The 24036-nt window shown below is 73.1% G+C and carries 18 protein-coding genes and 1 pseudogene; 13 read left to right on the forward strand and 6 right to left on the reverse strand.

What is annotated here, in order from left to right; translation table 11 throughout:
* Positions 1–42 precede the first annotated feature (42 nt).
* The 11 genes from B9S64_RS26045 to B9S64_RS26095 all read left to right on the forward strand — a co-directional run bounded on the left by B9S64_RS26045 (position 43) and on the right by B9S64_RS26095 (position 13561).
* Positions 43–441 carry a cell division protein SepF gene (locus B9S64_RS26045; protein ID WP_028441000.1) on the forward strand — a complete coding sequence of 133 codons (399 nt, stop codon included), beginning with the start codon at positions 43–45 and terminating at the stop codon, positions 439–441.
* Positions 442–496: 55 nt separating this feature from the next.
* Positions 497–1759: an AAA family ATPase gene (locus tag B9S64_RS26050; protein ID WP_103492975.1), complete on the forward strand. Its 1263-nt coding sequence runs from the start codon at positions 497–499 to the stop codon at positions 1757–1759.
* Positions 1760–1896: 137 nt separating this feature from the next.
* The gene (locus B9S64_RS26055; RefSeq protein WP_103492979.1) at positions 1897–2241 is read left to right on the forward strand and encodes a nucleotide pyrophosphohydrolase; all 345 of its coding nucleotides are present in this window, start codon (positions 1897–1899) and stop codon (positions 2239–2241) included.
* Between the two features lie 145 nt (positions 2242–2386).
* On the forward strand, positions 2387–2998 hold the full coding sequence (locus B9S64_RS26060; RefSeq protein WP_103492974.1) for a DUF6099 family protein: 612 nt from the start codon (positions 2387–2389) through the stop codon (positions 2996–2998).
* Between the two features lie 148 nt (positions 2999–3146).
* Positions 3147–4070: an LLM class F420-dependent oxidoreductase gene (locus tag B9S64_RS26065; protein WP_103492973.1), complete on the forward strand. Its 924-nt coding sequence runs from the start codon at positions 3147–3149 to the stop codon at positions 4068–4070.
* Positions 4071–4247: 177 nt separating this feature from the next.
* Positions 4248–5198, forward strand: a complete 951-nt coding sequence (gene mmuM, locus B9S64_RS26070; RefSeq protein WP_103492972.1) for a homocysteine S-methyltransferase — start codon at positions 4248–4250, stop codon at positions 5196–5198.
* 30 nt (positions 5199–5228) lie between these two features.
* Complete coding sequence (locus B9S64_RS26075; RefSeq protein WP_103492971.1) at positions 5229–6749, forward strand: 3' terminal RNA ribose 2'-O-methyltransferase Hen1; 1521 nt, start codon at positions 5229–5231, stop codon at positions 6747–6749.
* A gap of 50 nt (positions 6750–6799) precedes the next feature.
* Positions 6800–9409, forward strand: a complete 2610-nt coding sequence (locus B9S64_RS26080; RefSeq protein ID WP_109492238.1) for a polynucleotide kinase-phosphatase — start codon at positions 6800–6802, stop codon at positions 9407–9409.
* A 101-nt stretch (positions 9410–9510) separates the two neighbouring features.
* Positions 9511–10743 (forward strand): arginine deiminase, encoded by a 1233-nt coding sequence (locus B9S64_RS26085; RefSeq protein WP_103490177.1) that lies wholly within the window; start codon positions 9511–9513, stop codon positions 10741–10743.
* 158 nt (positions 10744–10901) lie between these two features.
* Positions 10902–11921 (forward strand): ornithine carbamoyltransferase, encoded by a 1020-nt coding sequence (gene argF, locus B9S64_RS26090; protein ID WP_103490176.1) that lies wholly within the window; start codon positions 10902–10904, stop codon positions 11919–11921.
* A gap of 155 nt (positions 11922–12076) precedes the next feature.
* Positions 12077–13561, forward strand: a complete 1485-nt coding sequence (locus B9S64_RS26095; RefSeq protein WP_103490175.1) for an amino acid permease — start codon at positions 12077–12079, stop codon at positions 13559–13561.
* Here B9S64_RS26095 and B9S64_RS26100 read toward each other — a convergent pair.
* From B9S64_RS26100 to B9S64_RS26125, 6 genes are all read right to left on the reverse strand, one after another.
* Entirely contained in the window at positions 13512–13973 is a 462-nt protein-coding gene (locus tag B9S64_RS26100) for an ATP-binding protein (RefSeq protein ID WP_103490174.1), read from the reverse strand. The two genes, B9S64_RS26095 and B9S64_RS26100, sit on opposite strands and share 50 nt — an antisense overlap.
* A 391-nt stretch (positions 13974–14364) precedes the next feature.
* Positions 14365–15498, reverse strand: a complete 1134-nt coding sequence (locus tag B9S64_RS26105) for an FAD-dependent monooxygenase (protein WP_103490173.1) — start codon at positions 15496–15498, stop codon at positions 14365–14367.
* A gap of 58 nt (positions 15499–15556) precedes the next feature.
* A complete protein-coding gene (locus B9S64_RS26110) occupies positions 15557–16126 on the reverse strand; it encodes an ATP/GTP-binding protein (protein ID WP_093529102.1) in 570 nt (189 codons plus the stop codon).
* A 6-nt stretch (positions 16127–16132) separates the two neighbouring features.
* Positions 16133–16489, reverse strand: coding sequence for a DUF742 domain-containing protein (locus tag B9S64_RS26115; RefSeq protein WP_103490178.1), 357 nt, complete (start codon positions 16487–16489; stop codon positions 16133–16135).
* A 47-nt stretch (positions 16490–16536) separates the two neighbouring features.
* Positions 16537–16974 carry a roadblock/LC7 domain-containing protein gene (locus B9S64_RS26120; RefSeq protein ID WP_103490172.1) on the reverse strand — a complete coding sequence of 146 codons (438 nt, stop codon included), beginning with the start codon at positions 16972–16974 and terminating at the stop codon, positions 16537–16539.
* Positions 16971–19886, reverse strand: coding sequence for a nitrate- and nitrite sensing domain-containing protein (locus tag B9S64_RS26125; RefSeq protein ID WP_109492128.1), 2916 nt, complete (start codon positions 19884–19886; stop codon positions 16971–16973). Before B9S64_RS26125 ends, B9S64_RS26120 begins: the two co-directional genes overlap by 4 nt.
* Before the next feature lie 479 nt (positions 19887–20365).
* On the opposite strand from B9S64_RS26125, the gene B9S64_RS26130 reads away from it, so the two are divergent.
* Together B9S64_RS26130 and B9S64_RS35565 are read left to right on the forward strand one after the other, a co-directional pair.
* Complete coding sequence (locus B9S64_RS26130) at positions 20366–23266, forward strand: Na+/H+ antiporter subunit A (protein WP_103493156.1); 2901 nt, start codon at positions 20366–20368, stop codon at positions 23264–23266.
* Positions 23263–23817, forward strand: a pseudogene (locus B9S64_RS35565) (Na(+)/H(+) antiporter subunit C); the annotation flags it as partial. The gene B9S64_RS26130 and the pseudogene B9S64_RS35565, both read left to right, overlap by 4 nt.
* Positions 23818–24036: the final 219 nt, after the last annotated feature.

Below are 24036 nucleotides of genomic sequence, written 5' to 3' on the forward strand. Positions count from 1 at the left end.
CAGCCGGCGCACAGCCAACCGGCATACGGACGGGGTGGTTCTGTGAGCAGGTACGACAGGTACGACGCCACCGACGAGCAGTGGGAGGGCCTCGCCCAGGTCGTACCGCTGCGGGGCCGGAACGAGTGGCCGTCCAGGGTGGACCACCGCACGGTCCCGGAACAGCGGGAGGAGGCCGAGCAGCGGCGGCTGGTCGTGCTGAGGGTGCAGGTCTTCGCGGACGCCCGCGAGGTGGCCGAGTACCTGGTGGCGCAGATCCCGGTCCTGCTCGACCTGACCGGAGCGGAGGGCGATGTGGCCAAGCGCATCCTGGACTTCAGCAGTGGCGTGGTCTTCGGGCTCGGCAGCGGCATGCACCGCGTGGACCGCAACGTCTTCCTGCTGGCGCCGGTCGGCATGGAGGTCGAGGGGGTCACCGCGGCGGGCGTACCCCAATCGTAGGAAGGTCCGGCGGAGGGAACGGTTCGCCGCCCACCGGCGTGCGTACGGTCCGCTCATGACTGTGATCCCTGCGGGGAGTTCCACCCCGTCGCCGCCGTCGGACCCCCGCACGACGCCACCGCTCCCGCCGAGGGCGTCCGTGCCGCCGCCGTCGTCCACGCCGGCGGTCTCCGTACCGCCACGGCCCGCGTCCGGGGGCGCGGCGCGTCCCGTCGTCAGCGAGCTGCGGCTCGACTCCTTCGCGTCGCACCGGCGTGCCGTCATCCCGCTCGGCCCGTTCACCCTGCTGACCGGGGCGAGCGGCAGCGGGAAGTCGACCGCCCTGTGCGGGTACGAGGCGCTGGCCCGGCTCGCCGCCGGTGATCCGCTGGAGGAGGTGTTCCCGGACCCCGGTGCCTGGGTGCCCGAACGGTCCGGCGCCGACGCACAGGGGAGGCGCGGCTTCCGGCTCGGCTGCACCGTGGACGGCCCGGCCGGCCCGGTGACGCTCGAACTGGCCGTGCAGGCGCAGCCCGTCCTGCGCATCGTCGGTGAGCGGCTCTCGGAGCGCGGCGGGACGCTGCTGAACACGGCGCTGCGGGATCCGCGCCGGTCCTCGGTACAGGCCGCCTGGCACACGGCGGGGGCGGTGTCCGTCACCCGGGCGCCGTTCCCCGACGACCGGCTCGCCACCGCGCTGCTGCCCCTGCGGGTGGCGGGGACGACGGAGGGCGAACTGCGGGTGCTGGCCGCCGCAGAGCAGGCGGTGGTGGCGCTGCGGTCGGCCTTCGCCTGCGACCCGCGACCGCACGGGATGCGGGGCGCGGTGCCGCTGGGTGAGGGGCGGCTGACCTCCTCCTGCGCCAACCTGGCCGACGTGCTCCACCGCACCCAGGGCCAGTGTGCGCAACGGCACGCCCGGCTGGTGGCCACCGCCGACGCGGGGTGCGCGGGCCCGGTGACGGGGCTGGGGGTCGAGTGCCTGGCGGACGGCACGGTGCGGGCCCGCGCCGAACGCGGACCCGGGCGCGGTACACCCCTGGGCCGCCTCGGAGACGGGGAGCTGCGGTATCTGGCCCTCGCCCTGGTCCTGCTGACGGGTCCGCACGTCCTGGTGGTGGAACCGGCGGCGGAGGTCCCCGAGGCGATGCAGGCGCTGACGGTCCTGGCCGACGGGTTCGACCGGAGTCTGGACGCCCGGCAGGCACGGGAGTTGCTGGCGCTGGCGGCCTCCATCTGTGCCGGAGGACACATGCGCCTGCTGGGTACGGTCACGGAGGCCACGGCGGCGGTGGCCCGCGCGACCCCGGGTGTCGCGGTGGTAGACCTGACCCCGTGAGGGAACGCGACAGGACGGGGCGGGACATGGCGGGGCAGGACGTGGCCGGGCGGCGGGACGTGGCCGGGCGGCGGGACGTGGCAGGGCGGGACGGGACTGCCGGGGATCCGGACGTCGGGGGCGCGCCGGGGCCCGGGCTGGCGGAACTGCGGCTCCGGCTGGCCGACTTCGCGTCGGCCCGTGACTGGGGCCGGTACCACACCCCCAAGAACCTGGTGGCCGCGCTGAGCGTGGAGGCCTCCGAACTGCTGGAGATCTTCCAGTGGCTGACGCCCGAGCAGTCCTCGCGGGTGATGGAGGACGCCGCCACGGCGCATCGGGTGGAGGACGAGGTCGCGGACGTCCTGGCGTATCTGCTGCAGTTCTGCGAGGTGCTCGGCATCGATCCGCTGACCGCGCTGGCGGCCAAGATCGAGCGGAACGAGACGCGTTTCCCGGTCCCGGACCGCACAGACTCCCGCCTCCGTCACTCTTCGGAGTGATCCACTTATCCACCATCGACTTCCTGTCCACAGATTACCGATTTCCTCTGGATTTCCGGTGGCGGTCAACTCACTGTGGGTAATGGAAGTAGAGAGCGGAACGCGCGGACGGCGGAGACAGCGGTGAAGACGACGGGGGAGACCGATGGACGCGGTGCGGCTGATCGAGGCGGGCAGGCGGGCCCTGGCGGTCACCGGGGGAGCACCCGCCGTCATGGCGGAGGCCTGGCAGGCCCAGGCTCTCGCCAGGGCGGTCGGCGGACGGCTGGCAGGGTGCGGACCGGCGGAGTTGCGGACGGAGGCGCGCCAGCTCAGCGAGATCGGCGGGCTGGGCACCGTGGTGGCACTCGACGGCCCGGCGGTGCCGGTGGGCGCGGTGAGGGCGTCGCTGCTCACCGAAGTCACCGACGCCCACCGGGCACTGACGGATCTCGGCGATCTCCTCGGGGAGGTGGGGATCGCGCTGGTCGGTGTCGCCTGTGACACGGAGGACGGGCTCTACTGGCAGTGCATCGAGGCGATAGACGCGGTCGACGAGTCGCTGGACCGGGTGCACGGCATGCTGAGACGGCTCGCCGAGACGCCCCCGGAGTACGCCCACGAGCGCGGGCCCGACGGGGAGCACGGCGGGGAACGGAGCGGGGAGCACCGCACGGGGGAGCCCCGCCCCGAAGGGGAGCGGGTGCCGGGCCATGAGCGGGACGGCCCGCGCGCGGTGGTCCGGGGCGCGGCGGAATCCGTGGCCCGCCCCTCCTGAGCCGGACGGCCGGGAGCCGCCGGGCCGTCCGGCGGTCCCCGCGACGTCCGCTCCCCACGGCGGCCGGCCCTCGCCCCGCCACGGGGACAGCCCTGAGGCGCGGCACGGGGTAGGGCGTGCCCCGGGCCCGAAGGTGCAGGATGGAGGCATGGATCTTCGAATTTTCACCGAGCCCCAGCAGGGGGCGAGCTACGACACCCTGCTCAGCGTCGCCAAGGCCACCGAGGACCTCGGCTTCGACGCCTTCTACCGGTCCGACCACTATCTGCGCATGGGCTCCGGGGACGGGCTGCCCGGACCCACCGACGCGTGGATCACCCTGGCGGGGCTGGCCCGTGAGACCAAGCGCATCCGTCTCGGGACCCTGATGACGGCGGGTACGTTCCGGCTCCCCGGTGTCCTCGCCATCCAGGTGGCCCAGGTCGACCAGATGTCCGCCGGCCGGGTCGAGCTGGGCCTGGGGGCGGGCTGGTTCGAGGAGGAGCACAAGGCGTACGGCATTCCGTTCCCGAAGGAGAAGTTCGGCCGGCTGGAGGAGCAGTTGGCGATCGTCACCGGCCTGTGGGGGACCGAGACCGGCAAGACCTTCAGCTATGACGGCACGTACTACCAGCTCACCGACTCGCCCGCGCTGCCCAAGCCGGCCCAGGCCAAGGTGCCGATCCTGGTCGGCGGGCACGGAGCGGTCCGCACCCCGCGGCTCGCCGCCCAGTACGCGGACGAGTTCAACATCCCCTTCGCGTCCATCGAGGACAGCGAGAAGCAGTTCGGCCGGGTCAAGGACGCGGCCAGGGCGGCCGGCCGCGCCCCGGACGACCTGGTGTACTCCAACGCCCTGGTGGTCTGCGTCGGTAAGGACGACGCGGAGGTGGCACGCCGGGCCTCCGCCATCGGCCGGGAGGCCGAGGACCTCCGGGCCAACGGACTGGCCGGCTCGCCCGCCGAGGTGGTCGACAAGATCGGCCGGTACGCGGCCATCGGGGCGTCCCGGATCTACCTCCAGGTCCTGGACCTGGACGACCTGGACCACCTGGAGCTGATCTCCTCTCAGGTCCAGTCCCAGCTGGGCTGAACCCCGGGCCGGCCGCCCCGGTGAGGACCAGGGGCGGCCGGGCGTGGGCGGGAGTGGGGCCGCGGCACGCGGATCGTGGCGCGGCCGGTGAGGCGACGCGTGGTGCGGCTAGTGCTGCGGCCGGGCCCGGCCGCAGCGGGGCCCCGGACAGACCGAGGAAAGGAACGAACGATCACCATGACGGACGCGGCCCGGAGGCCGTCCGGCCCGCCCGGCCGCGCACTCGGCGACGTACTCGCGAAGGAGACCGTGCCGCTGGACGGCGGGCTCTCCGGCCAACTGCGGGCGCAGGGCTGCGATCTCTCCGACGCGCTGTGGTCGGCCCGTCTGCTGGCGGACGCGCCCCAGCAGATCGAAGCGGCCCACGCGGCGTACGTCCGGGCCGGCGCGCGGGTGCTCATCACCGCCTCCTACCAGGCGACGTTCGAGGGGTTCGGGCGTCGGGGCATCGGGCGGGAGCGTGCGGCGGAGCTGATGGCCGACAGTGTGGCGCTGGCCCGCCGGGCCGCCTCGGGGACCGACCACGACGTATGGGTCGCCGCCTCGGTCGGTCCGTACGGGGCGATGCTCGCGGACGGCAGCGAGTACCGCGGCCGCTACGGACGGACCGTGCGGGAGCTGGAGCGCTTCCACCGCCCCAGGGTGGAGGCGCTGGCCGAGGCGGCCCCGGACGTGCTGGCCCTGGAGACGGTGCCGGACACCGACGAGGCCGAGGCGCTGCTGCGGGCCGTGCGGGGGTGCGGGGTGCCGGTCTGGCTCTCGTACACCGTGGCGGGGGAGCGCACCCGGGCCGGGCAGCCGCTGGAGGAGGCCTTCGGTCTGGTCACCGGCGAGGACCAGGTGGTGGCGGTGGGGGTCAACTGCTGTGATCCGGCGGACGCGGACCACGCGGTGGAGGTGGCCGCCGCCGTGACCGGGAAGCCCGTCGTCGTCTACCCCAACAGCGGGGAGGCGTGGGACGCGTCGGCCAGAGGGTGGACGGGGCACGGCACCTTCGACCCGCGGAGGGCGGGGGCCTGGCGGCGGGCCGGCGCCCGGCTGGTCGGGGGCTGCTGCCGGGTCGGCCCGTCGGACATCAGGGAACTGGCCGCCGCACTGGCCGTGTCGGGTGAGGAAAATGCCTGGTAGGGGGAGGGAGCCGAAGCCATACTCGGACGGGTGTTCCTGACAATCAGCACGACCGGCAGCCCTGAACGCCCCGCCACCGACCTCGGATTCCTGCTGCACAAGCATCCCGGCAAGGCGCAGGCGTTCTCCACCTCACACGGCACCGCCCATGTCTTCTACCCGGAGGCGTCCGAGCGGCGCTGCACGGCGGCCCTGCTCCTCGAGGTGGATCCCGTGGCGCTGGTGCGGCGGGGGAAGGGCAAGGGCCGGGGTGGTGCCCCGGACGCCGCGCTCGCGCAGTACGTCAACGACCGGCCGTACGCCGCGTCCTCGCTGCTCTCCGTCGCGATGGCCGCGGTCTTCGCCTCCGCGCTGAACGGGGTCTGCCGGGCGATGCCGGACCGGGCCGGGGAGGCGTTGCCCCTGCGGATCGAGGTACCCGCCCTCCCGGCCCGGGGAGGCACCGAGCTGGTGCGGAAACTCTTCGGGCCGCTCGGCTGGACCCATGTCGAGGCCGTGGCCGTGCCCTTGGACGAGCGGTTCCCCCAGTGGGGCGACTCACGGTACGTACGGCTGGTGCTGGAAGGGGAGATGAGGCTCGCGCACGCCCTGCGCCAGCTGTACGTGCTCCTGCCGGTGCTCGACGACGCCAAGCACTACTGGGTCGCGCCCGACGAGGTGGACAAGCTGCTGCGGGCCGGAGAGGGCTGGCTGGCCGAGCACCCCGAGCAGAAGCTGATCACCAGCCGGTACCTCTCCCGGCGCTGGGGACTGACCCGGCAGGCCATGGAGCGCCTGGAGCTGGTCCGGCTGGCCGAGTCGGACGACCTGGAGGTGGAGAGCGTCGACAACGCGGTGGACGAGACCACCGACACCGAGGAGAGGCCGGTACCGCTGGCCGAGCGGCGCCGCGAGGCGATCCTGACGGCCCTGCGTACCGCCGGGGCGAACCGGGTGCTGGACCTCGGGTGCGGACAGGGCCAGTTGGTGCAGGCGCTCCTCAAGGACCCGCGGTTCACGGAGATCGTCGGCCTCGACGTGTCGATGCGCGCCCTGACCGTGGCCGCGCGCCGGCTCAAGCTGGACCGGATGGGGGAGCGGCAGTCCAGGCGCCTGGCCCTGTGGCAGGGCTCGCTGACCTACACCGACAAGCGGCTCGCGGGGTACGACGCGGCGGTGCTCAGCGAGGTGATCGAGCACCTGGACCTGGAGCGGCTGCCCGCCCTGGAGTACGCGGTCTTCGGCGCGGCCAGGCCCGGGACCGTCCTGGTGACCACCCCGAACGTCGAGTACAACGTCCGCTGGGAGACGCTCCCGGCCGGGCACGTACGCCACGGGGACCACCGCTTCGAGTGGACCCGCGCGGAGTTCGGGCAGTGGGCGCGCGCGGTGGCCGGACGCCACGGGTACGAGGTGGAGTTCGTGCCGGTCGGCCCGGACGACCCCGAGGTGGGCCCGCCCACGCAGATGGCCGTGTTCACCCGGGACGCGGCCGGTACGACCGCCGGGAGGACACCCGGCGCGACCGACGACCGGACCACCGGGAAGACGAAGGAGGCGAAGGCCGCGTGAACCGCACCACCGACGTGAACGGCCCCACCCGCGCCGCCGGCGCCGCCGACGTGAACGGCACCACCGACGCGAACGGCACCGCCCGCACAGCCGGCACGCCCCGCAGGCTGCCGGTGACCGACCTCTCCCTCGTCGTGCTCATCGGCGCCACCGGCTCGGGCAAGTCCACCTTCGCCCGCGCCCACTTCAAGCCCACCGAGATCCTCTCCTCCGACTTCTGCCGCGGCCTGGTCGCCGACGACGAGAACGACCAGAGCGCCAGCGCTGACGCCTTCGACGTCCTGCACCACATCGCGGGCAAACGGCTGGCCGCCGGGCGGCTGACCGTCATCGACGCCACCAACGTCCAGTCCGAGAGCCGCAAGCGGCTCGTACGGCTGGCCCGGGAACACGACGTCCTGCCCATCGCCATCGTGCTCGACCTCCCGGAGGAGGTCTGCCTCGCCCGAAACGCCGAGCGTCCCGACCGGGCGGGCATGCCCCGCCATGTCGTCCGGCGGCACCGCGGCGAACTGCGCCGTTCGCTGCGCGGCCTGGAGCGCGAGGGCTTCCGCAAGGTGCACATCCTGCGCGGCGAGGACGAGGTGTCCAGCGCGGAAGTCGTCCTGGAGCGCCGCTACAACGACCTCCGCCACCTCACCGGCCCCTTCGACATCATCGGTGACGTCCACGGCTGCCGCTCCGAACTGGACACCCTGCTCGGCACCCTGGGATACGTGGACGGCGCGCACCCCGAGGGGCGTACCGCCGTGTTCGTCGGCGACCTGGTCGACCGGGGGCCCGACAGCCCCGGTGTGCTGCGCCGTGTGATGTCCATGGTCGCCTCGGGCAACGCCCTCTGCGTCCCCGGCAACCACGAGAACAAGCTCGGCCGTTACCTCAAGGGGCGCACGGTCCGGCACACCCACGGACTGGCCGAGACCGTCGAGCAGCTGGAGCGGGAGGACGCCGTGGACCCCGAGTTCCGCGCGCGCGTCGCGGAGTTCATCGACGGACTGGTCAGCCATTACGTCCTGGACGGCGGCAAGCTGGTCGTCTGCCACGCGGGGCTGCCCGAGAAGTACCACGGCCGGACCTCCGGCCGGGTGCGTGCGCACGCGCTGTACGGGGACACGACGGGCGAGACCGACGAGTTCGGCCTGCCCGTGCGCTACCCGTGGGCCGAGGAGTACCGGGGCCGCGCCGCCGTGGTCTACGGGCACACCCCGACGCCCACCGCCTCCTGGCTCAACAACACGCTCTGCCTGGACACCGGGGCGGTCTTCGGCGGCACGATGACCGCGCTGCGCTGGCCGGAGCGGGAGATCGTCGGCATACCGGCCGAGCGCGTCTGGTACGAGCCGGTGAAGCCGCTGACCAGCGAGGCGCCCGGGGGCCGGGACGGCCGTCCGCTGGACCTCGCGGACGTGCGGGGCCGCCGCGTCGTGGAGACCCGCCACATGGGCCGGGTCGCGGTGCGCGAGGAGAACGCGGCGGCGGCGCTGGAGGTGATGAGCCGGTTCGCCGTGGACCCCAGGCTGCTGGCCTACCTCCCGCCGACCATGGCCCCGACCGCCACCTCGCGTGAGGAGGGCTTCCTGGAGCACCCGGCGGAGGCGTTCGACCGGTACCGGGCCGACGGCGTCACCCGGGTCGTGTGCGAGGAGAAGCACATGGGCTCCCGCGCGGTCGTCCTGGTCTGCCGCGACGCGGACGCCGCCCGTGCCCGCTTCGGCACCGGGGGCACCTCCCACGGCCCCGGCCGCGGGGCGGGCCCCACCGGTGCGCTGTACACGCGCACCGGACGGCCCTTCCTGGACGACACGGCCCTCACCGAGGCGGTCCTCGACCGGCTCCGCGCCGCGCTAAGCGCGGCGGGGCTCTGGGAGGAGTGGGACACGGACTGGGTGCTGCTGGACGCCGAGCTGATGCCCTGGTCCCTCAAGGCGGCCGGACTGCTGCGCTCGCAGTACGCCGCGGTGGGCGCCGCCTCCGGCGCGGTCCTGCCCGTGGCGGGCGCGGCCCTCGCCGCCGCGGCGGCCCGGGGCGTGGACGTGGGCGCCCTGGCCGTCCGGCAGCGGGAGCGGGTGGCGGACGCGGCCGCGTTCACCGAGGCCTACCGCCGTTACTGCTGGAGCACCGAAGGGCTCGACGGTGTCCGGATCGCACCGTTCCAGGTCCTCGCCGTCCAGGGCCGCTCGCTGGCCGGCGTACCGCACGACGGGCAACTGGCCTGGCTGGACCGCCTGGTCGAGCACGACCCGACCGGGCTGCTCCAGGTCACCCGGCGGCTGGTCGTCGACACCGGGGACGAGTCCTCCGTGCGCTCCGGCATCGACTGGTGGCTGGAGATGACGGGGCGCGGCGGCGAGGGCATGGTCGTCAAGCCGCTCGGCGCCCTGGTCCGGGACGCCGGGGGCAGGCTCGTCCAGCCGGGCGTCAAGGTGCGCGGCCGGGAGTACCTGCGGATCGTCTACGGCCCGGAGTACACCCGGCCGGAGAACCTGGAGCGGCTGCGCTCCCGGTCCCTGGGCCACAAGCGGTCGCTGGCCCTGCGGGAGTACGCCCTCGGCCTGGAGGCGCTGGACCGGCTGGCCGAGGGGGAGCCGCTGTGGCGGGTCCACGAGGCGGTGTTCGCCGTGCTCGCCCTGGAATCGGAGCCGGTCGACCCCCGGCTGTGACCCCGGCCGTGACCGCCGGCTGTGGCCCCGGGGGCCGCGGCCGGCGGAAGTGGCGGGCGATTCGCGGGGTGAACGGGGTGCCGGGTGGTGAGGATGAAGGTATGGGATTCCATGTCGACTCCGAGGCCGGGCGGCTCCGCCGCGTCATCCTTCATCGCCCCGATCTGGAGCTGAAGCGGCTCACCCCGAGCAACAAGGACGCGCTCCTCTTCGACGACGTGCTGTGGGTGCGCCGTGCCAAGGAGGAGCACGACGGCTTCGCCCGGGTGCTGCGCGACCGCGGTGTGGAGGTGCACCTCTTCGGCGATCTGCTCCGCGAGTCGCTCGGCATCCCGGCGGCCCGGCGGCTCGTCCTCGACCGGGTCTTCGACGAGAAGGCGTATGGACCGCTCGCCACCGAGCACCTGCGCGCCGCGTTCGAGGAACTGCCGCCGGCCGAGCTGACCGAGGCCCTGGTCGGCGGGATGACCAAGCGGGAGTTCCTGGAGCGGTACGCGGAACCGACCTCGGTCCGGTTCCACGTCATGGATCTGGACGACTTCCTGCTCGACCCGCTGCCCAACCACCTGTTCACCCGGGACACCTCGGCCTGGATCTACGACGGGGTGTCCATCAACGCGATGCGCTGGCCCGCCAGACAGCGCGAGACCGTGCACTTCGAGGCGATCTACCGGCACCACCCGCTCTTCACCGGCCCCGACGCGGGCGTCTTCCACCACTGGTCCCAGGGGCAGGACGACTACCCGTCGACGATCGAGGGCGGCGACGTCCTCGTCATCGGCCAGGGCGCGGTCCTCATCGGGATGAGCGAACGCACCACCCCGCAGGCCGTGGAGATGCTCGCGCGGGGCCTCTTCGACGCCGGGTCGGCGCGCACCATCGTGGCCCTCGACATGCCCAAGCGCCGGGCCTTCATGCACCTCGACACGGTCATGACGATGATCGACGGCGACACCTTCACCCAGTACGCGGGCCTGGGCATGCTCCGCTCCTACACGATCGAGCCCGGCAGCGGCCCCCGTGAGCTGAAGGTCACCGACCACCCGCCGGAGCACATGCACCGGGCCATGGCCGCCGCGCTCGGACTCGACTCCGTCCGGGTGCTCACCGCCACCCAGGACGTCCACGCCGCCGAGCGCGAGCAGTGGGACGACGGCTGCAACGTGCTGGCGGTGGAGCCCGGGGTGGTCATCGCCTACGAGCGCAACGCCACCACCAACGGCTATCTGCGCCGCGAGGGCATCGAGGTCATCGAGATCCAGGGCAGCGAACTGGGCCGTGGCCGGGGCGGCCCCCGCTGCATGAGCTGCCCGGTGGTCCGCGACCCCGTCTGAGCACCCCTCGCACCGTCCCCGGCGCTCCCACTCCGGCGGGGGAGGCGCGCGCAGGGGGCATGAGGGCCCGCACAGCAGCCTGTATAGCGATGCGGGTGCTCGTATACACTTCCAGCAACAGTGTACGAGCGCCCGCGTCAGACCCAGGAGCAGTCACCATGGCCATAGACCTCGCAGGCCGCCACTTCCTCAAGGAGCTGGACTTCACGGCCGAGGAGTTCCGCGGCCTGATCGCCCTGGCGGCCGAGCTCAAGGCCGCCAAGAAGGCGGGCCGCGAGGTGCGCAGGCTGTGCGGCAGGAACATCGCGCTGATCTTCGAGAAGACGTCCACCCGCACCCGGTGCGCCTTCGAGGTGGCCGCCGCCGACCAGGGCGCCTCCACCACCTACCTCGACCCCTCGGGCTCGCAGATGGGACACAAGGAGTCGGTGAAGGACACGGCCCGTGTGCTCGGGCGGATGTTCGACGGCATCGAGTACCGGGGCGACAGCCAGCAGGCCGTGGAGGAGCTGGCCGCGTACGCCGGGGTGCCGGTCTTCAACGGGCTCACCGACGACTGGCACCCCACGCAGATGCTCGCCGACGTCCTCACGATGACCGAGCACACCGCGAAGCCGCTGGAGGAGACGGCCTTCGCCTACCTCGGGGACGCCCGGTTCAACATGGGCAACTCCTACCTCGTCACCGGGGCCCTGCTCGGTATGGACGTCCGGGTCGTCGCCCCCGCCGCCTACTGGCCGGCGCGGGACGTCGTGGACCGGGCCCGGGAGCTCGCCGCGGTGAGCGGTGCGCGCGTCACCCTCACCGAGGACGTCACCGAGGGCGTCCGGGGCGCCGACTTCGTCGCCACCGACGTGTGGGTCTCCATGGGAGAGCCCAAGGAGGTCTGGGACGAGCGGATCGCCGCGCTGGCGCCGTACGCCGTGACCATGGACGTGCTGCGGGCCAGCGGCAACGACGCGGTGAAGTTCCTCCACTGCCTGCCGGCGTTCCACGACCTCGGCACCACGGTGGGCCGGGAGATCCACGCGCGGTACGGGCTCGCGGAGCTGGAGGTCACCGACGAGGTGTTCGAGTCCCCGCACTCCGTCGTCTTCGACGAGGCGGAGAACCGGATGCACACGATCAAGGCCGTCCTGGTCGCGACCCTGGCCGGAAACGACAGCCGGCCCGCATGAACATGCACCCAATTGGGTGAATATGCACGCATGCGGCTACGATGGTGGCACTTGGTGGGGTCCGGGCTCGCACGTCCGGACCCCGTTTTCTGTTCACGGGCCCACCCCACAGCCCGTCGCCCCCACGCAGCGCGCCAGAGAAGAGACACGCCCGCATGAGCCCGGCCCCCCACAGCCCCCGGACACCCATGAGCCCGTCACGCGGGCCGGGGGCCCGTGTCAAGAGCCCCGAGCTGCTGCTCGCGGAGTCGGGCACCGACCTCGAAGGGCACGGCCTCAGGCGCACGATGGGGCTCTTCCAGCTGGTCTGCTTCGGCGTCGGCGCGATCGTCGGCACCGGCATCTTCGTCGGCCTCTCCGACAGCGTCGCCGAGGCGGGCCCGGCCGTGGTCGTCTCCTTCGTCCTCGCCGCGACCACCTGCGTCTTCACCGCGTTCTCCTTCGCCGAGCTGGGCGGTGCCGTCCCGGTGTCCGGCAGCTCGTACTCCTTCGCCTACGCCACCCTCGGGGAGCGCGTCGCGTTCCTGGTCGGCTGGTGCCTGCTCCTGGAGTACGGCGTGTCCGTCTCCGCGGTCGCGGTCGGCTGGAGCCAGTACGTCGACGAACTGCTGGACAGCCTGGTCGGCCTGCACCTGCCCACCGCCCTCTCGGCGGGGCCCGGCGACGGGGGCGTGATCAACCTTCCGGCCGTCGTCGTGGTGATGATGGCGGCCACCCTGCTGGTGCGCGGCATCCGCGAGAGCGCCGGTGCCACGGCCGCGATGGCGGTCCTGAAGATCGGCATCCTCATCGCGTTCTGCGCCATCGCCTTCACCGCGTTCGAGGACGGACACCTCTCGCCGTTCGCCCCCCACGGCGTGGCCGGGGTCACCGCGGGCGCCTCGGTGGCCTTCTTCTCGTACATCGGGTTCGACGCCATCACCACGGCCGGCGAGGAGGTCAAGAACCCCCGGCGGAACATCCCGATCGCGATCCTGATCTGCATCGGCCTCGTCACGCTGCTCTACTGCGCCGTCGCCCTCGGCGCCATCGGCGCACTGGGCGCGGACCCCGTCTCCGGTAAACCGGCCGCGCTCTCGCTGGTCGTCGACCAGGTCACCGACTCGTCCGTGGGCGGTGGAATCATCGCCTTCGGTGCCGTCGTCGCCATCGCCTCCGTCGTGCTCGCCGTGATGTACGGCCAGACCCGCATCCTGATGTCGATGTCCCGCGACGGACTGATCCCCCGGATCTTCGAGCGCGTCTCGCCCCGGACCCACACCCCGGTGGCGAACACCTGGATCGTGGCCGTCCTCTTCGCCCTCCCCGCCGCCTTCTCCTCCCTCGACGTCGTGGTGAACCTGACGACCATCGGCACCCTCGCCGTCATGGCCGTGGTGAACATCGCGGTCATCACCCTGCGCCGCGACCACCCCGCGCTGCCGCGCTCCTTCCGGGTCCCGCTGTACCCGCTCAGCCCCGTCGTGGGCGTCGGCTTCTGCGTGTACCTCATGTACGGCACGGGCTGGACGACCTGGGCGCAGTTCGCCCTCTTCCTGGCCGTCGGCGCGCTGATCTACTCCCGCTACGGGCGTGGCAGGTCGCGGCTGGTCAGCTCCGGGGAGACGGCCCCGGCTGCGACGGGATCGCCGGAAGCGTGAACCAGACCGCCTTGCCGTGCTCCGTGGTGCGGTGACCGCAGGCGGAACTGAGCGTGCGGATCAGCAGCAGCCCCCGGCCGTGCTCCTGCCACAGGTCGGGCGTGCTGCCGGGCCCCGGCCGGGACAGGTCGCCGGGCGGGTCCGGATCGCGGTCGTGCACCTCCACCTGGCAGCCGGTGGCCATCAGCTCGACGACCAGCTCGATCGGCCCGGCGCCACCGGTGTGTTCCACGGCGTTGGCGACCAGCTCGGCGGTGAGCAGCTCGGCCGTGTCACTGTCCGCCACCGCCGTGATGTCCGCCAGCGCCGTACGGACGAGGGCGCGGGCGATCGGCACGGCGGCCGTGGAGTGCGGCAGGGCGATACGCCAGGAGGCCGGGGAGGGAAGGGGAGCGGGGGTGTCGGGCGGCAAGGCGGGGATCCGTTCGGGAGCGAGACGTCCTGTACAGGACCTCTGTTCCGGCACTGCTGTTCCAGGACCGCTGTACCGGGACAACCGTGCCGTCGAGGACCGGAAGGGGACCTTCTGTTCCCGACCCTACGAAGTGCGACGGCCGGGGCACAGGGGCGGCCGACCGGTACAAACGGGACCTTCGACACCACGGTCTCACGGATCGTTTATCCCGCGCCTGTGACTCACGACACGCGCCCGCCCCGGTCGGCCCGGCCCGGCGCACAGGGTTTCCGGCGGCCGCGCGGGCAGGACACGGCCGTTCGACGGCGTACGGGTACGCCTGAGCCGGGACGGCGGGAACGTACGACCGCCGCCCCGGCTCAGGGACGTACCGGGACCGGGCGAGGGGTCAGTAGGGCCTGGCCAGCACGTGGGCGGCGCCGGGGATGCCGGTCTTGAGGAGTTCGTCCTCCTCGGGGGTCGTCGCCACGCCCATCTCCTCCTTGAGGACCGCCCGCGAGAGGTTCTGTACGAACATGGCGCGCGGCCTGCGGCGGGCCTCCCACGTGGCGAGCGCGGCGGCCACGTCCTCCTCGGCGTCCAGCGACTGGGCCAGGACGAGCGCGTCCTCCACCGCCATCGCCGCCCCCTGGGCGAGGTGCGGGGTGCTCGCGTGGGCGGCGTCACCGGCGAGGACGACCCGGCCGACGTGCCAGGGCTCCTCCACCGTGACCTGGGAGATACGCGAGTGGACCACGGCGCCGGGGTCCTTGACGTGCGACAGGGCCTCGGCCACCGGCCCGCCGAAGGCGGCGAGCCGCTCCGCGAGCTGTTCGTGCGCGCGCTCCGGGTCCGGACGGAAGCCGGGCTCCTCGGCGAAGACCGCGCCCAGGTACATCAGCTCGTCCGTGATCGGGGTGAGCAGCGCCTTGGCGGACCGGTTGCCCGTGCTCATGACGACGCCCCGGACCTCGGGCAGACGCGGCACGGTGACGCGCCAGTTGGCGAAGCCGGTGTACTCGGGGGAGAAGCGGTCGCCGTGGAGCCGGGTCCGCAGCGGTGAGCCGATGCCGTCGAAGCCGACGACCAGGTCCCAGCGGGCGGACGAACCGTCCGAGAGGGTGACCTCGACACCGGAACCGTCGTCGGACAGTTCACCGATCGTCGTGCCGAAGCGGATCGGGACCCCGGCGGCCGCAGTGGCGTCACCGAGCACCTTGGCCAGGGCGGGACGGGGTATGCCGTTGCAGGCCGGCGCCCCGTCCATCCGGGGCTGCGGGATCTCGGCGAGGGTCGCGCCGACCGGGTCGCAGATGGTCAGCACGTCCCACGCGAAGCCGGCCGCGAGACACGCGTCGAGCAGACCGGTCTCGCGCATGACGTGCAGCGCGTTGGACGGCTGGATGATGCCGACGCCGAGGGCGTCCAGCTCGTCGCGGAGCTCGGCGACCTCGACGGTGTGACCGCGCCGGGCGAGCGCGACGGCCAGGGTCAGGCCGCCGATGCCGCCGCCGTGGACCAGGACACGCAAGGGGGTTGTCATCTCAGAACTCTCCAGGCGGGAGGAACGGGAAGAACCGGAAGAAGGGGCGGGCCGGCGGTCAGCCGACCGCGGCGGGCAGGCTCATCAGGTGGTCGACCAGTGCCAGGAGCACATCCCGCCCGAACGGCCGCAGCCGGACGTCGCCGATCAGCAGCGGGACGTGCGGATCCAGGTCGAGGGCCGCCCGGATCTCCTCCGCGGTCCGGGTGTTGTGGCCGTGGAAGCAGTTGATCGCCACCACGAAGGGGATGTCGCGGCTCTCGAAGAAGTCGATCGAGGCGAAACTGGTGTCGAGCCTGCGGGTGTCGGCGATGACGACCCCGCCGAGCGCGCCGTTGACCAGGTCGTTCCACATGAACCAGAAGCGCTCCTGGCCGGGCGTGCCGAACAGGTAGACCACCAGTTCCGGGCTGACCGTGATACGCCCGAAGTCCAGGGCCACGGTGGTGGTGTCCTTCTGGCCGATGCCCGCCAGGTCGTCGACACCGACGCTCGCCTTGGTGAGGTATTCCTCGGTGCGCAGCGGAGCGACTTCGCTGACGGCGCCCACCAGGGTGGTCTTCCCGACGCCGAAGCCGCCGGCGACGAGGATCTTGACGGCGGCAGGCGCCGTCTGGCTGGTTGTCATCTTGGGTCAGAGTCTCCGGAGTCCGTCACGTACGGCGGCCAGCAGGCCCATGTCGGCCCCGCCGGATGCCCGTGCCACCGTCAGGGGCGCGCGGGCGAGCAGCAGTCCCTGGGCGACCAGGTCCGCCAGCAGGATCTTGGTCACCGAGACCGGCAGATCGAGACCCGCGGCCACCTCGGCCACGGCGGCCGACCGGCGGCACCGGTCGAGGATCAGGCGGTGCTCGGGCTGGAGCCGGCCCGCGCGCAGCGGGACACCGTGCTCGTCCAACGGCTCGTCGGCCGTGGTCAGCACGGTGATGAGGCTGAAGTCGTCCCGCTCGGGAGCGGTCCGGCCGTGGGTGATGGTGTACGGCCGGACCATGGTGACGGCCGCGTCCTCCTCGGGCTCCTCCTCGTCCCAGTAGGGAGTCACACCCGCTGCCCGTCTCCGGTGCCGAAGGCGTCGAACTCACCGCGCACCGGCGCCGTGAGCTTCTGTCCGACCTGCTGCACGAGGTTGTGCATGGCCAGGGACATCACCTCGGCGTCGACCTCCTGGGAGGCGACCACGGCGAGGTGGGTGCCCTGGCCGGCCGTGACGATGAAGAGCCAGAGGTCGGCGAGCTCGACGATGACCTGGTGCACGGTGCCGCCGTCGAACAGCTGGCCGACGCCGCGGGCGAGGCTCTGCTGGCCGGTGCATATCGCGGCGAGCCGCTCGGCGTCGGCCCGTTCGACGGTCCGTGAGTGGCTCACCACCAGTCCGTCGTCGGACAGCAGCACGGCGTTCATGGTCTCGGCCACCGAGTCCACCAAGCCGTCGAGCAGCCAGTCCAGATCCTGGAGGGTGGCCGTAGTGCGTGTCATGACCGTTCTTCTCTCGTGGGTTGGGTGGGTGTGGGGCGGTCGGGCGGGTTCGGCGGCTCCTCCGCCGCACGGGCCGCGCGCGACCGCCGCTGGAACGCCCCGATCGCGGCACCGGCCCGGCGGGGCGCCGGGCGGAGCAGCGGGTTCTCGTCCCAGCTCGGGGGCCGCCTGGGTGCGGCACCCGGGGAGGCGGGACCGGTCCGCAGCTCGTCCACCAGGCTGGCCTGGCGCACCCGGCGGGGGAGCGGACGCTCGCCACCGCCGTCCGTGCCGATGGCGGCGGGTTCCGGCTCCGTGGCGGAGGCCGGGGGGCCCGGGACGGCGGGCGGCCGCTGACCGGGGGCGGGGTGCCGCCCCGAGTGGTCGTGGCCGGACACGCCGTCGTAGGGCGGCGGGGCGGAGGCCGCGGCGGAGCGGGGGTGCTGCCCGTACGGCTGCTCCGGGGTCCGGTAGCCCTCGTCGGAGGGCGGATACGTGTGGGCGGGCACGGGGAACTGCCCGGCCGCCGTCATGTACGGCTCGTCCGGCCCGGGGTACGGGCCGTCCTGCGTGGGGTACGGGCCGTCCGGCCCTGGGTACGGGCCACCGTCCTGCCGGGGGTACGGGTCGCCCTCCGGTCCGGGGTACGGCCCGTCCTGTTCCGCGTACCGTCCGTCCGCCGTGCCGTACGCCCCGCCGGGCCCTGCGTACCCGGTGCCGGGCCCGGCGTACGGGACACCGGTCGCCGGGTACGGCTCCTGGGGCCCCTCGTACGGCGGCCGGTCCGGCGCGCCGTAAGGATCCTGGGGCCCGCTCGCCGGTCCGTCCGACGGGGCGGGCCGTCCCGGTGCGCCGGGGTGTCCGGCCGGGCGGCCGGTCCGGGCGGCGTGGTCGGACAGGGCCGTGACTCCGGCCAGCGCCTGGCCCTGTACGCGGGTCGGCAGCGCGCCCGGTTCGGCGGGCGCCGGACGGTGTTCCGGCGCGGGCGGGGCGGACGCGGCCGGTCCCGGTACCGCCACCGGACCGGAGTGGGGTCCGGGGACGGTCAGCTCGTCGGGGACGAGGACGACCACACGGGTGCCGCCGAAGGCGGACGGGCGGAATTCGACCCGCAGCCCGTACTGGTCCGCGAGGCGCGCGATCACATGGAGGCCGAGCCGGATGTCCTCCGAGTGGGCCAGCACGTCCATGCGCGGCGGACGGCTCATCAGTTCGTTGGCCTCGGCGAGCTGTTCCTCGTCCATGCCCAGGCCCCGGTCCTCGACCTCGATGGCCAGGCCCCGGCTCACCTTGGCGGCACGGACCTCGACGGGGCTGGGCGGCCGGGAGAAGCTCAGCGCGTTCTCGATGAGTTCGGCCAGCACGTGGGAGACCGGGCCCACGGCCCGCTCGGACAGCCACGGGGCGCCGTCGAGGTCCAGCACCACCCGGCGGTAGTCCTGCACCTCGCCCTGCGCCGAGCGCATGACGTCCAGCAGCGGCACGGGCTTGCGCCAGCGCCGGTGCGGCGATCCGCCGGAGAGGATCACCAGGTTCTCCTCGTACCGCCGCAGACGGGCCGTGAGGTGGTCCAGGTCGAAGAGTCCGTCGAGGACCTCGGGGTCCTCGTGCTTGCGCTCCAGCTCGTCCAGCTTCTTCAGCTGCTGGCCGATCAGCTGCTGGGTGCGGCGCGCGATGCGCTGGAGGAGCCGTTCGAAGCCGCGGTGCTGGTCGGCCTGTCTGACGGCGGCCGTCAGGGCGCTGGTGCGCGCCTGGTTGAGCGCGCTGCCGAGCCGGGTCAGCTCGTCGCCGCCGTCGGCCGGGGCGTCGATCGCGCGGGCCTCGGCCTCGACGTCGATCTTCTCGCCCCGCGACAGCCGCTCGACGACGTCGGGCAGTGCCTTCTCCAGCTCCTCGGCGCGTTCCTGGAGGCCCAGGACGCGTCGGCGGAGGTTACGCGTGAGACGCCAGGTGGTCCAGACCACCACGACGACCGCGAGCAGACCGATCACCGAGGTGAGGACCATCTTCAGCAGCAGGGACATGACGCTGTCCTTGCCGGTCGCCACGACCGCCTCGGTGCGGGTCTCCAGCAGTCCGACCAGCTCGGGCGTGACGCCGTCCATGGCCTCGCGCCAGGTCTTCTCGTCGGCGTCCAGCGCGACGGAGCCGGACCGGTCGGCCGCCACCGGTCCCAGGAGCCGCTTCTCGATCTTCGTCTTGGCCGCCCAGGCCGAGCCCTCGGTCAACTGCTGCCAGCGGGCCCGCTCGTCCTCGGGAAGGTACGGGACCACCTTGGTCGCGGCCTGGAACGACTGCCCCGCCACGGCTTCCCGGACCTCCTGGAGGTCCTCCGTGCTCAGCTTGCCCGAGGGCCAGCCGCGCGCCAGGATCGCGTCCGAGCGGGAGATCATCTCCTTCGCCCAGAAGAGGTCCACGAGCGGCTGACTCAACTGGGTCACCTCGCCGTTGTCCACGTGGCTGAGCGCCGCGAAGAGCTTGAGGTCCGTGGCGATGAGGTCCGTGTAGTACGCGTAGACGACCCGCTGCTGCTTGCCGCCCCCCTCGTCGACCAGCGTGCGCTGCGCGGGCAGCTGGTTCATGGCCTCGCGTGCCCTGGCGACCGCGTCCCGCACCTCGGAGGGGGCGTCGTCGGCGTTCACGTCGGAGAGCGACTGGAAGACCGCGATCGCCTCGTCGGTGAGCGCGCGCTGCTTCTTCAGCGCCGCGCGTGAGGCGTCCGGCCGGGCCAGCGACTCGGCGCTGAGCCGCCTCTCCTCCTGAAGGTTGTAGTAGACGATGTTGGACGGTTGGCCCGCTTGCTCCGCCAACAGCCCCTGGGCTGCCTGGCGTTGGAAGTCGAGCAGGGTCTGTCCGCTGGTGACCGCCCAGAGGGCCGCCAGGGCGACACCGGGGACGACGGCCAGGATGAGGAGGGCTGTCCGCAACGACATGGGTGCCGAGTCGGTCCGCCGTGACGCGCGCGTGCGCAGGGGAGGCTCCTTGACTTTGGTGCCAGCCAGTGACTGGTCAAATCCGTTGAGCACATGGACACATGGATAGTAGTCACAGGGCAAAAATGAAGAAAAAGCGGGCTCACATGTACAACACCGCGCGCCCACATGATCCACACCTGTCTCCGCCGAAACCCCACGACCGGGCCCTGGCGGCGCCGCGCCGGACCTGCGGAAAGACCGTCATGCGGACAGCCGCCCGACGGTCTGTGGAGACCCGCCGCCCGGCCTTGTGTGCGGACCGGCGGCACGGGCACACGCACCCCCATGACCACGGCGGAGCGCCGGCCGGTCCCGCTCCGGGTGCCAGTGGTCCGCGCCCCAGCGGCGCGCCGTACGGGTGAAGGGAGCCAGGGGATATATCTGTATTCGGTGCCCTTCGCTCACTCTGTCCCCTTTCCTCCCCTGGTCTCTCCGTCGTGATCACGCTCATCGTCTGCCACTTCGCCCTGGCGGCCTGCGCGGCCCCGCTGGTGCGCCGGCTGGGCAGGCGCGCCTTCCTGGTGCTCGCCCTGCCGCCCGCCGCCACCACGGTGTGGGCGGTCACCGAGTGGGGCGGCGCGGCGGCCGGCCGGTCGGTCACCTGGACCTGGGAGTGGATCCCCGACTACGGCGTCTCGCTCGCCCTGCGCCTGGACGCCCTCGCCGAACTGATGGTGCTGCTCGCGGCGGGGGTCGGCACGCTCGTCCTGCTGTACTGCGCCTCCTACTTCACCGACGACTCCCCCCGGCTGGGTTCCTTCGCCGGGAACCTGCTCGCCTTCACCGGCGCGATGCTCGCCCTGGTCCTCGCCGACGACCTGATCTCCCTCTACGTGTTCTGGGAGCTCACCACCGTCTTCTCGTACCTGCTGATCGGCCACGGCAGCGAACGCAAACAGAACCGCAGGTCCGCCCTCCAGGCCCTCACGGTCACCACCTTCGGCGGCCTCGCCATGCTGATCGGCTTCCTGATCCTCGGTCAGGCCGCCGGCACCTACCGCATCTCGGCGATCGTCGCCCACCCGCCCGAGGACACGCTCGCCGTGTCCGTCGCGGTCGCCCTCGTCCTGTGCGGGGCCCTGTCCAAGTCCGCCGTCTGGCCTTTCAGCCTGTGGCTCCCCAACGCGATGGCCGCGCCCACCCCCGTCAGCGCCTATCTGCACGCCGCCGCCATGGTGAAGGCCGGTGTCTACCTGGTGGCGCGGCTCGCCCCCGCCTTCGCCGACGTACCGCTGTGGCGGCCCGTCGTCCTCGTGCTCGGCGGTGCGACCATGCTGCTCGGCGGCTGGCGGGCGCTGCGCCTCAACGACCTGAAGCTGGTGCTGGCCTACGGCACCGTCAGCCAGCTCGGCTTCCTCACCGTGCTCGCCGGGGCCGGCAACCGTGACGCGGCGCTCGCCGCCGTCGCCATGATCCTCGGTCACGCCCTGTTCAAGGCCGCCCTGTTCCTCGTCACCGGGATCGTCGACCACGCGACGGGCACCCGTGACCTGCGCAGGCTCTCCGGGGTCGGCCGCGCCTCACCCGCCTTGTGCGCGACGGCGGTGCTCGCCGCCGCGTCCATGGCCGCGCTGCCGCCGTTCCTGGGCTTCGTGGCGAAGGAGGCGGCGTTCGACGCGCTGCTGCACGGCGGCACCGCCGACCGCTGGGTGCTGGCCGTCACCGTCGCCGGGTCGGTGCTGACCGTCGCCTACACCCTGCGCTTCGTCTGGGGCGCCTTCGCCCGCAAGCCCGGGGTCGAGGACACCCCCGTACACCGGGTGGGACCCGCCTTCCTGGCGCCGCCCGCGCTGCTCGCCGCCGCCTGCCTGGTGCTGGGACCCGGCATCGGCTGGACGGACGGGCTGCTGAGCGCGTACGCCGACACCTTCCCGCGCCCCGCCCACCCCTTCCAGCTCGCGCTCTGGCACGGCTTCGGGACCGTCCTGGTGCTGTCCGCCGTCGCCTGGCTGGGCGGGGCCGTGCTCTTCGCGGGGCGTACGACCGTCACCCGGCTCTCCCGGCGCATCGCCTGGCCGACCGCCGACAGGGTCTTCGGCCATCTCCTGCTGGGCCTGGAACGCCTGGCCCTCCAGGTCACCGGCTTCGTCCAGCGCGGCTCCCTCTCCGTGTACCTCGCCACCACCCTGCTGGTGATGATCGGCGGCCAGCTCGCCGTGCTGTTCACGGACCGCCCCTGGGACGGGGCGGCCGCACCTCGGCTGTGGGACACCCCGCTCCAGGGCGCGACGGCCGTGCTGACCTGCGCGGCGGCGCTGCTCTGCCTGGCCGTCAGCCGCCGGATGAAGGCCGTCGTCCTGGCCGGGCTGACCGGATACGGCACCGCGCTGCTCTTCGTGGTCCAGGGCGCTCCCGACCTGGCGCTCACCCAGTTCTGCGTGGAGACCGTGTCGATGATCGTCTTCGTGCTCGTCCTGCGCCGGATGCCGGTGCACTTCCAGGAGTCCGTCAGCCCGTGGCGGCGTGCGGTCCGGGTGCCCGTCGCCCTGGGCGGCGCGGCCACCCTGGGGGTCGCGCTGTGGGTGACGGCCGCCGCGCGGGTCGCCCCGGCGGCGGGTGCGGCGATGGTCGAGGAGAGCGCGGACCACGGCCTCAAGGACGTCGTCGCCACCATCCTGGTCGATCTGCGGGCCTGGGACACCATGGGGGAGTCGGCCGTGCTCGCCGCCGCCGCGATCGGGGTCACCAGCCTCATCTACGTACACCGCCGCAGCGAGGCCGACATGCGGCGCGGAGAGCTGCTCGGCCAGACCGCCTGGTCGCTGAACGCCACCTCGCTGACCGGGGTGCCGCAGGGCTACGACACCGCCCCCGAACGCACCTGGCTGGCCGCCGGATCGACCCTGGCGCCCGAACACCGCTCGGTGGTCTTCGAAGTGGTCGCCCGCCTCGTCTTCCACCCGATCCTGGTCCTCTCGCTCTACCTGTTGTTCTGCGCGGAGAACATGCCGGGCGGCGGCTTCGTCGGCGGTCTGGTCGCGGGACTCGGCCTCATCACCCGCTACCTCGCGGGCGGCCGGTTCGAACTCGCCGAGGCGGCCCCGCTGCAACCGGGGCTCTTCACCGGTCTCGGGCTCTTCCTCTCCACCGGGGTCGCCCTGCTCGGCCTGGCCAACGGCACGGTGCTGCACGCCTGGACCTACCACGGCCACCTGCCCGTCTTCGGCGACTTCCACATCGGTACGCCGGTGCTCTTCGACTGCGGCGTCTACCTCCTGGTCCTGGGCGTCGTCCTGGACATCGTGCGGGCCCTCGGCGCCAAGGTCGACCGGCAGATCGAACGGGCGGCGGGCGCGCTGGCGCCGGCCGGGACCGGGAGCGGGGGGACCGGCCGATGACCGTCAGCGTCTCACTGCTCCTGACCGCCGTGGTCCTGTGCGCCGTCGGCGGGGTCCTCATGCTCACCCGGCCGCTGACCCGCATCCTGCTCGGGGCGGTGATCGCGAGCAACGGCATCAACCTGCTGGTCCTCTCCTCGACCGGCAGGGCGGGGGAGGCGCCCCTGCTCTACGGGGTGGCGCTGGGCCGGGTCACCGACCCGCTGCCCCAGGCCATCGCGCTCACCGCCATCGTCATCACCCTCGCCACCACGGCGTTCCTGCTGGCCATGGCGTACCGCGGCCACCAGCTGACCGGCACGGACGAGGTCCACGACGACCTGGAGGACCGACGCATCGTGCTGCGCGCGGAGGTACGGGGCGAGTGGGCCGAGCTGCGGGAGGAGTACCGGGCGGAGCCCGGCCGTACGTCCGAGGAGCGCGACCGCTACCGCGAGGAGCGCGGGCGGCTCCGGGCCCGGCTGCGCGCCGACCGGGCCCTGCAGGCCCGGGGCCGCGACGCCTCCGGTGACCTCTGGCACGACATCCTGGGCGCCGACCCGGAGGACTACCCGGACGCCTCGCCCCACGGGTCACGCCCCCCGTCGGGCACGGAACCCGCGGACCGCGACCCGGGCTCCCCGGCCCACGACACGGGCGCCGACCCGTCGCCCCCGCCCTCCGGAGCCGGGGGACGGGGCCCGGAGGACCCGGGCGGCGGCGCCACCGGTCCGGACGACGCCGGTGACGAGGGTTCGGGCCCCGCCGGACCGGGGCCCGACGACGGGCCG

Source organism: Streptomyces sp. SM18, from assembly GCF_002910775.2.
Taxonomy (GTDB): Bacteria; Actinomycetota; Actinomycetes; order Streptomycetales; family Streptomycetaceae; genus Streptomyces; species Streptomyces halstedii.

Excerpts from the sequence above, each read along its gene's own strand:
- B9S64_RS26050 (WP_103492975.1), top strand. The coding sequence starts at position 497 with ATGACTGTGATCCCTGCGGGGAGTTCCACCCCGTCGCCGCCGTCGGAC.
- B9S64_RS26065 (WP_103492973.1), top strand. The coding sequence starts at position 3,147 with ATGGATCTTCGAATTTTCACCGAGCCCCAGCAGGGGGCGAGCTACGAC.
- mmuM (WP_103492972.1), top strand. The coding sequence starts at position 4,248 with ATGACGGACGCGGCCCGGAGGCCGTCCGGCCCGCCCGGCCGCGCACTC.
- argF (WP_103490176.1), top strand. The coding sequence starts at position 10,902 with ATGGCCATAGACCTCGCAGGCCGCCACTTCCTCAAGGAGCTGGACTTC.
- B9S64_RS26105 (WP_103490173.1), bottom strand. The coding sequence starts at position 15,498 with ATGACAACCCCCTTGCGTGTCCTGGTCCACGGCGGCGGCATCGGCGGC.
- B9S64_RS26110 (WP_093529102.1), bottom strand. The coding sequence starts at position 16,126 with ATGACAACCAGCCAGACGGCGCCTGCCGCCGTCAAGATCCTCGTCGCC.
- B9S64_RS26120 (WP_103490172.1), bottom strand. The coding sequence starts at position 16,974 with ATGACACGCACTACGGCCACCCTCCAGGATCTGGACTGGCTGCTCGAC.
- B9S64_RS26085 (WP_103490177.1), top strand. The coding sequence starts at position 9,511 with ATGGGATTCCATGTCGACTCCGAGGCCGGGCGGCTCCGCCGCGTCATC.
- B9S64_RS26115 (WP_103490178.1), bottom strand. The coding sequence starts at position 16,489 with ATGGTCCGGCCGTACACCATCACCCACGGCCGGACCGCTCCCGAGCGG.
- B9S64_RS26060 (WP_103492974.1), top strand. The coding sequence starts at position 2,387 with ATGGACGCGGTGCGGCTGATCGAGGCGGGCAGGCGGGCCCTGGCGGTC.
- B9S64_RS26125 (WP_109492128.1), bottom strand. The coding sequence starts at position 19,886 with ATGTCGTTGCGGACAGCCCTCCTCATCCTGGCCGTCGTCCCCGGTGTC.
- B9S64_RS26095 (WP_103490175.1), top strand. The coding sequence starts at position 12,077 with ATGAGCCCGGCCCCCCACAGCCCCCGGACACCCATGAGCCCGTCACGC.